This is a genomic window from Neobacillus soli NBRC 102451, assembly GCF_001591665.1.
GTDB classification, from domain to species: domain Bacteria; phylum Bacillota; class Bacilli; order Bacillales; family Cytobacillaceae; genus Neobacillus; species Neobacillus soli.
In genome coordinates, this window is the sequence record NZ_BCVI01000103.1 from 1 (window position 1) to 7,664 (window position 7,664).

At 41.9% G+C, this 7,664-nt stretch carries 6 protein-coding genes and 1 other annotated feature; of the genes, 5 read left to right on the forward strand and 1 reads right to left on the reverse strand.

Annotated features, from left to right (window positions below):
* Positions 1–942 (reverse strand): YaaC family protein, encoded by a 942-nt coding sequence (locus BSO02S_RS25580; RefSeq protein ID WP_066074790.1) that lies wholly within the window; start codon positions 940–942, stop codon positions 1–3.
* Positions 943–1,050: 108 nt separating this feature from the next.
* Between BSO02S_RS25580 and guaB the strand changes: the two genes are divergently transcribed.
* From guaB to serS, 5 genes are all read left to right on the forward strand, one after another.
* On the forward strand, positions 1,051–2,520 hold the full coding sequence (gene guaB, locus BSO02S_RS25585) for an IMP dehydrogenase (protein ID WP_066074778.1): 1,470 nt from the start codon (positions 1,051–1,053) through the stop codon (positions 2,518–2,520).
* 389 nt (positions 2,521–2,909) lie between these two features.
* The gene (locus BSO02S_RS25595; protein ID WP_174524273.1) at positions 2,910–4,220 is read left to right on the forward strand and encodes a D-alanyl-D-alanine carboxypeptidase family protein; all 1,311 of its coding nucleotides are present in this window, start codon (positions 2,910–2,912) and stop codon (positions 4,218–4,220) included.
* Between the two features lie 177 nt (positions 4,221–4,397).
* Entirely contained in the window at positions 4,398–5,279 is an 882-nt protein-coding gene (gene pdxS / locus BSO02S_RS25600; RefSeq protein ID WP_066074783.1) for a pyridoxal 5'-phosphate synthase lyase subunit PdxS, read from the forward strand.
* A 1-nt stretch (position 5,280) separates the two neighbouring features.
* Positions 5,281–5,871, forward strand: coding sequence for a pyridoxal 5'-phosphate synthase glutaminase subunit PdxT (gene pdxT, locus BSO02S_RS25605; protein WP_066074785.1), 591 nt, complete (start codon positions 5,281–5,283; stop codon positions 5,869–5,871).
* Between the two features lie 53 nt (positions 5,872–5,924).
* Positions 5,925–6,152: a binding site (T-box leader), on the forward strand.
* 132 nt (positions 6,153–6,284) lie between these two features.
* The gene (gene serS, locus BSO02S_RS25610; RefSeq protein ID WP_066074787.1) at positions 6,285–7,565 is read left to right on the forward strand and encodes a serine--tRNA ligase; all 1,281 of its coding nucleotides are present in this window, start codon (positions 6,285–6,287) and stop codon (positions 7,563–7,565) included.
* Positions 7,566–7,664 lie beyond the last annotated feature (99 nt).

The following is a 7,664-nucleotide window of genomic DNA, read 5'->3' on the forward strand; positions in this document are numbered from 1 at the left end:
TTATTCCGTTAAATACTGATAAATTAAATAGGGTCCCTTTTGCATTGTGATGTTAAGAAACGAGTGGATAAATGGATAATCTTGATTGGGCATCATCTTTGTTAATTCACTCCACCACTCCGTTTCATAGCGGGCAATCATACTTAAGTTATAAAGTAATAAATAATGTATTAATAGTTCAGGAAAATTAAAAAGGTTGCCTTTATTGAGTGGTAAGGCAAAGCTGTTATTTTCTAAATTATATTTAAGTGGTGCAGTTCCAGGAAGAGAATTCTCATTCAACGTAAAGGATAGACCTTCACCTGGGAATTCAATTTCCATATCAAACTTAGACGCCAAAAACTCCTTAAAACGGTTTTCAGTCATGTGATAATGATCTAATATACTTTCAGGTACGACAAGCTGATTCTTAAAGGATTGTAAGTGTACAAACGTCCTTTTTCCCTCAAGTAAAAAGAATAAATCATCCAGTTCTGGTATAAGCTGTAGTAATTCTTCCATGATGACCTTTTCTCCCTCTAATTGTTTCATGTGAAACAGTTTTTCAGACATGAATGGGAAAAGTCCATTTTTTTGAAGTTTCACCTCATCATGAAGGAAAAGATAATTTTGTTTTTTCCTTTTTCGGGTTGATACACCATGGGCCAACACGGACGTTGTTTCGGGATAAGCCGGATCAATGGTTAAAATACAAGCCTTGATTAAGTGAACAAAACCATAAAAAAGTAAAATTGGCTTTAAAATTAATGGGGATGCCTCTGCCTGCTCATAATAAGTTTGACCATGTTCAAGATAATAAAGAAAGGCATAGCTTTTTTCAAAACTTTTTTGTTCAGGATTCTCAATATTGTATTTTTGATAGCTATTTTTTAAATAGCGCTGGCAGTATTCTGCCGAAAAAAAACAAGCGAAGCTTTTCCAACCTTTATACTGAATAGTCAAGATAATATCACCTTTTTCAGAAGAATCAGACCAATTGTTATTCCTTGACAGTATTTTGTCCAATTGATAATCTACAAACAATATATTTTTTTCCTGGAGGCTGCTAAAATGTGGGAAAGTAAATTTTCAAAAGAGGGTTTAACGTTTGATGATGTGTTATTAATTCCTGGAAAGTCAGAGGTGCTGCCGAGGGATGTTAGCTTACAAGTGGAATTATCCCCAACTGTTAAGTTGAATATCCCCATCCTAAGTGCAGGGATGGACACCGTGACTGAATCTGAGATGGCAATTGCAATGGCGCGCCAAGGCGGTATCGGTATTATCCATAAGAACATGACCATCGAACAGCAGGCGGAGCAGGTTGAAAAGGTAAAAAGGTCTGAAAGCGGGGTTATTACTGATCCATTCTTTCTAACCCCCGACCATCAAGTGTTTGATGCTGAGCATTTAATGGGGAAATATCGGATTTCCGGGGTACCTATTGTTAATAATTTCGATGAGCAAAAGCTAGTAGGTATCATTACAAATCGGGATCTTCGCTTTATCCAGGATCAAGATTATTCCTTTAAAATTTCTGATGTGATGACAAAAGAAGAGCTTGTCACTGCCCCAGTTGGAACGACGTTGAAAGAGGCCGAGAAGATTTTGCAGCGCTACAAAATTGAAAAACTCCCACTAGTAGATGATCAAGGTGTTTTGAAAGGTTTAATCACGATTAAGGATATTGAAAAAGTAATTGAATTTCCAAACTCAGCGAAGGACAGCCAGGGAAGATTGTTAGCCGGTGGTGCTGTCGGTGTAACTAGTGACACGATGAAACGAATCGATGCGCTTGTCAAAGCCAATGTGGATGTGATTGTTGTCGATACTGCCCACGGGCATTCAAAGGGAGTCCTTGATACCGTAAAGGAAATTAGAAGGGCATATCCTGAACTGACCATTATCGCAGGGAATGTGGCAACGGCTGAGGCCACAAGGGACTTAATCGAAGCGGGTGCAGATGTTGTAAAGGTAGGAATTGGACCAGGGTCGATTTGTACAACAAGGGTTGTCGCGGGTGTTGGTGTTCCGCAAATAACGGCAGTCTACGATTGTGCAGGAGAAGCAATGAAGCATGGTAAGACGATTATTGCAGACGGTGGGATTAAATACTCCGGAGACATCGTAAAAGCACTTGCTGCCGGGGGACATGCAGTAATGCTCGGAAGTTTATTAGCAGGTGTATCAGAGAGTCCCGGTGAGACAGAGATTTTCCAAGGCCGCCGCTTTAAAGTATATCGTGGTATGGGCTCAGTGGCAGCGATGGAAAAGGGTTCAAAAGACCGTTATTTCCAAGAGGATAATAAAAAGTTTGTCCCTGAAGGCATCGAAGGCCGGATTCCATATAAAGGACCATTAGCAGAAACGACTTATCAACTAATTGGCGGCCTTCGCGCAGGAATGGGCTATTGCGGAACAAAGGATCTCCATGATTTGAGAACAAAGGCACAATTTATTAAGATGACCGGTGCGGGCCTAAAGGAGAGCCACCCGCATGATGTGCAAATTACCAAAGAAGCACCAAATTATTCACATTAATAACTTTGAAGAAGAGAAGCTAGTTCTTCTCTTTTTTTGTGGAGAAGGGGCGGAGCGCCGCAAAAACGAATCGGAATTATACATTTTCCCCTTCGAATATAATTATGCCCAGCCCTGCTCACACCGCCTTTATTATGTTGATTTACAACTCATAATTAATTTATTTCCATGCATGGGTTGGCCGTTAAAACTCATGGTAGTTTTTTGCATCAAAAGTCCTAAATAAATCATGCGGACTTTCAAAAATGGCAAGAAGATGGTTCGATGCTCCGTCTATGATTTACTAGGGACTTATGTTAAAATAACCAAAGTGTAATAATTCGTTGGAGGGCGTTAAAGTGAACAAACATTTTTATCGGAAATGTGCTGCCAGTGCGCTGGCACTCATCATGTTTTTTGGCCTTTTTGCCGGGGTAGATCAAGCGAAGGCAGAAGCGGCGTTAAATGTGAATGCAGATGGAGCAATAATGGTTGATGGAGAAACAGGTAAGGTTTTATACGAGAAGAATGCTGACAGTCCACTGGGAGTTGCCAGTATGACGAAAATGATGACTGAATATCTTTTACTCGACGCTGTAAAACATGGAAAAGTGAAATGGGATCAAGAATATACCGTCAGTGATCTTGTTTATAAAATTTCACAGCCAACTGGTTTATCAAATGTCCCTTTACGCCTTGGTGAAAAATATAATGTTCGGGAATTATATGAAGCAATGGCTATTTATTCAGCTAATGGGACAACCATTGCTCTAGCTGAAGTGATTGCTGGTTCGGAAACGAATTTTGTTAAAATGATGAATCAAAAGGCAAAAAAGTTAGGATTAAAGAATAGTAAATTTGTTAACTCGACTGGTTTAAATAATCAAGATTATCATGGGGAGCAGCCACAGGGAACGGGGGCTGAGGAAGAGAACGTGATGTCACCCCGTGATGTGGCAACGTTAGCCTTTCATATCATTAATGACTTTCCAGATGTTCTTAAAACTGCCAGCACTCCGATGAAGGTATTTCGTGAGGGTACGACAGATAGAATAGTAATGAAAAACTGGAACTGGATGCTGCCATCATTGGTTTATGGATACCAAGGTATGGACGGGCTCAAAACGGGTACAACTGATTTTGCTGGCTACTGTTTTACAGGTACAGCGAGCCGTGATGGAAAACGATATATTACTGTTGTCCAAAATGCAAAGGATATTAGCGGTAAAAATGATGGCTATAAAGCCCGCTTTGGTGAAACCAAAAAAATGCTCGACTATGCGTTCAGCAATTATACGAAGGAAGAACTAGTTCCTAAGCATTATCAAGTAAAGGGTCATAAAACACTCCCAGTCATTAAGGGGAAAGATGACCAGGTAAAAATTTATACAAAGTCAGCTATTAACATGATCATTCAGAATGGCGAAAAGAAAAATTATCAACCGGTACTTGTACTGGATAAAAAGAAAATCAATAAAGACGGTGAATTAACTGCACCAATTAAAAAGGGTGAAACAGTCGGCTATTTAACGATTAAACCGAAAAATGGCGAAAAGGTGAGTTTCTTAACAGCAGAGGGTCAGCAAAAGGTACAAGTTAATGTGGTTGCTGCTCAGGATGTGGAAAGAGCAAACTGGTTTGTTTTAATGATGCGTGGGATTGGCCATTTCTTCGGAGATGTCTGGCATGGGATTTCTACCACGGTTAAAGGTTGGTTCTAATTAAGATGAAATAGTATAGGTTTTGAAGAGGAAGGATTCTTGTCTTGACAGGAGTCCTTTTTTGTTGCTTTAATGATTTTATGGGAAAAAAATAATTCCAGTAGAATTAATGGGTATTTCCTAAGTATGGCATTAATTTTCTTAATATTAAAATAGTTAAAAGGGGGATAATAACAAATGATAACAGGTACGGATCTTGTAAAGCGCGGTATGGCTGAAATGCAAAAGGGCGGCGTCATCATGGATGTTGTGAATGCAGAGCAAGCAAAGATTGCTGAAGAAGCAGGGGCAGTCGCAGTAATGGCTTTAGAGCGTGTTCCTTCAGATATCCGTGCAGCTGGCGGTGTAGCAAGAATGGCAGATCCTAGAATCGTTGAAGCGGTTATGGGTGCTGTGACAATCCCTGTTATGGCTAAAGGAAGAATCGGTCATATTGTGGAGGCACGTATCCTTGAAGCAATGGGTGTCGACTATATCGATGAGAGTGAAGTTTTAACACCTGCGGATGAAGAATACCATTTAAATAAAAGAGAATATACTGTGCCGTTTGTGTGCGGCTGCCGCGACCTTGGTGAGGCCGCCCGCAGGATTGGTGAGGGGGCTTCTATGCTTCGTACGAAAGGGGAACCAGGTACAGGCAACATCGTTGAAGCAGTCCGCCATATCCGTAAGGTGAACGCACAGGTACGTAAAGTAGTTGCCATGAACGAAGATGAGCTAATGACAGAAGCAAAACTTTTGGGTGCGCCTTATGAAATTCTTTTAGAAATTAAGCGTCTTGGTAAGCTTCCAGTTGTAAACTTTGCTGCTGGCGGTGTGGCAACACCTGCCGATGCCGCATTGATGATGCAATTAGGAGCTGACGGTGTATTTGTAGGCTCTGGTATTTTTAAATCAGAAAACCCAGCGAAGTTTGCTAGGGCGATTGTTGAGGCAACTACACATTTCCAAGATTATAAATTGATTGCGGAGCTTTCTAAGGATCTTGGAACACCAATGAAGGGAATTGAAATTTCATCATTAGCACCTGAAGCACGCATGCAGGATAGAGGCTGGTAAGATGATTAGAATTGGGGTTCTTGCTTTACAAGGGGCAGTCCGTGAACACATAAGCTCGTTAGAAGCATGCGGTGTAGAAGCGGTTGCTATTAAAAGAAAAGAAGAACTAAACGAAGTGGACGGGCTTATTCTTCCTGGCGGAGAAAGCACGGCAATGCGGCGTTTAATTGATAAGTATGATTTTATGGATGCCCTTAAAGATTTTGCGCGCGTTGGGAAACCGATGTTTGGGACCTGTGCGGGACTTATCCTGTTAGCTAAAGAACTTGAAGGCTATCGTGAGCCGCATATCGGTGTAATGGACATTAAGGTCGAACGGAACTCCTTTGGGCGTCAGGTAGATAGCTTTGAGGCTGACCTCGCGATTAAAGATGTCGCTGACAGTTTCCCAGCGGTGTTTATCCGAGCTCCGCACATCGTTGAGGCGGGAGAGAATGTTGAAATTCTATCCAAGCATAATGACCGCATCGTCGCCGCACGCGAAGGGCAATTTCTTGGCTGCTCCTTTCATCCCGAGCTGACAGACAATCATGGCCTTACGGCGTACTTTGTAGAGATGGTGAAAGAAGCAAAAGCAACAAATCTCGTATAGGATGGTTGCATTTTGCTTATAATTATAGTAAATTATTAAGCAAATCAATAATGAAAAAAGCAATGAGAGGAACTAGTAACAGGAAGTTCATTCGACAAGAGAGCCGGTGGTTGGTGTGAACCGGTGGATGAAGCTTGTGAATCCCTCCTCGAGCAAAGTACGGAACGCCCCCTTAGTTTGGAGGTCAGTAAGTACTTTCGGTAGAAACCGTTAAATTTTTTCGAGGTGGACAGTTTTTTCTGTCAACCAGGGTGGTATCGCGAGTAACTCTCGTCCCTGTTTTAGGGGCGGGAGTTTTTTGTCTTTAAAGCGGAAGCTTCCGTTTAGCGAAGTCCACTAGCCGCTGGGAGCTGGAGCTGGATAGTAATCAAAGTTCAATGCAAAATAAAGTTTTTTAAAAGGAGTGCGGGAAAATGTTAGATATTAAAGTGTTACGAGCTAATTTTGAAGAAGTTAAAGAAAAGCTTCAAAATCGTGGGGAGGATTTATCCGCTTTGGATCAATTTGAAGACCTGGATCAGAGAAGACGTGAGTTAATTGTTAAATCAGAACAGTTAAAGAGCAGACGAAATGAGGTTTCCCAGCAAGTTGCATCTTTAAAGCGGGAGAAGCAGAATGCCGATCATTTAATCAATGAAATGCGCGAGGTTGGGGACGACATCAAAACACTTGATGACGAGCTGCGCGAAGTGGAAGAGACATTAGAGCTTTTGCTGTTAAGCATTCCAAACATCCCGCATGAAAGTGTCCCGGTTGGGGAAACTGAGGATGACAATGTGGAAATTAGACAATGGGGCAAGCTGCGTGAATTTGAATTTGAAGCACAGCCGCATTGGGATGTTGCCGATTATTTAGGTATTCTCGATTTTGAACGGGCCGGAAAGGTTACCGGAAGCCGTTTTGTATTTTATAAAGGACTAGGAGCTCGTTTGGAGCGCGCATTAATGAGTTTCATGCTCGACCTTCATGTTGAAGAGCATGGCTATACGGAAATATTGCCGCCATACTTAGTGAACCGTGCCAGCATGACGGGTACGGGACAGCTGCCAAAGTTTGAAGAGGATGCGTTTTTAATTGAAAGTGAGGATTACTTCCTCATTCCTACCGCTGAGGTGCCAGTCACCAACTATTACCGTGATGAAATTCTAAGTGGTGAGGAGCTGCCGATTCGCTTTGCCGCTTATAGCTCATGTTTCCGTTCTGAAGCGGGTTCTGCGGGTCGTGATACACGGGGCTTGATTCGTCAGCACCAATTCAATAAAGTTGAGCTCGTTAAGTTTGTTAAGCCTGAGGATTCCTATATGGAGCTTGAAAGGCTGACAAATGACGCGGAACGTGTCTTGCAATTGCTGGAACTGCCATACCGTGTCTTGAGCATGTGTACGGGTGACCTTGGCTTTACGGCTGCGAAAAAGTATGATATTGAAGTTTGGATTCCAAGCTATGGAACGTACCGCGAGATTTCTTCTTGTAGTAATTTTGAGGCATTCCAAGCGAGACGTGCCAATATCCGCTTCCGTCGTGAACCAAAAGCAAAACCGGAGCATGTTCATACACTGAATGGTTCTGGCCTTGCGATTGGCAGAACCATCGCAGCTTTATTAGAAAACTACCAGCAGGCGGATGGCAGTGTCGTTATTCCAACTGTCTTACGACCATATATGGGCAACCGTGAGGTCATCGCACCAATGTAAGGAATCAATAATACTTCCGGCGGATTGTATCCGTCCGGAATTTTTTTTATTAGTGTTGACTTAGATTTAAATACATGGTAATATATCTTTTGTTGATAC

Excerpts from the sequence above, each read along its gene's own strand:
- guaB (WP_066074778.1), top strand. The coding sequence starts at position 1,051 with ATGTGGGAAAGTAAATTTTCAAAAGAGGGTTTAACGTTTGATGATGTG.
- BSO02S_RS25595 (WP_174524273.1), top strand. The coding sequence starts at position 2,910 with ATGTTTTTTGGCCTTTTTGCCGGGGTAGATCAAGCGAAGGCAGAAGCG.
- pdxS (WP_066074783.1), top strand. The coding sequence starts at position 4,398 with ATGATAACAGGTACGGATCTTGTAAAGCGCGGTATGGCTGAAATGCAA.
- pdxT (WP_066074785.1), top strand. The coding sequence starts at position 5,281 with ATGATTAGAATTGGGGTTCTTGCTTTACAAGGGGCAGTCCGTGAACAC.
- serS (WP_066074787.1), top strand. The coding sequence starts at position 6,285 with ATGTTAGATATTAAAGTGTTACGAGCTAATTTTGAAGAAGTTAAAGAA.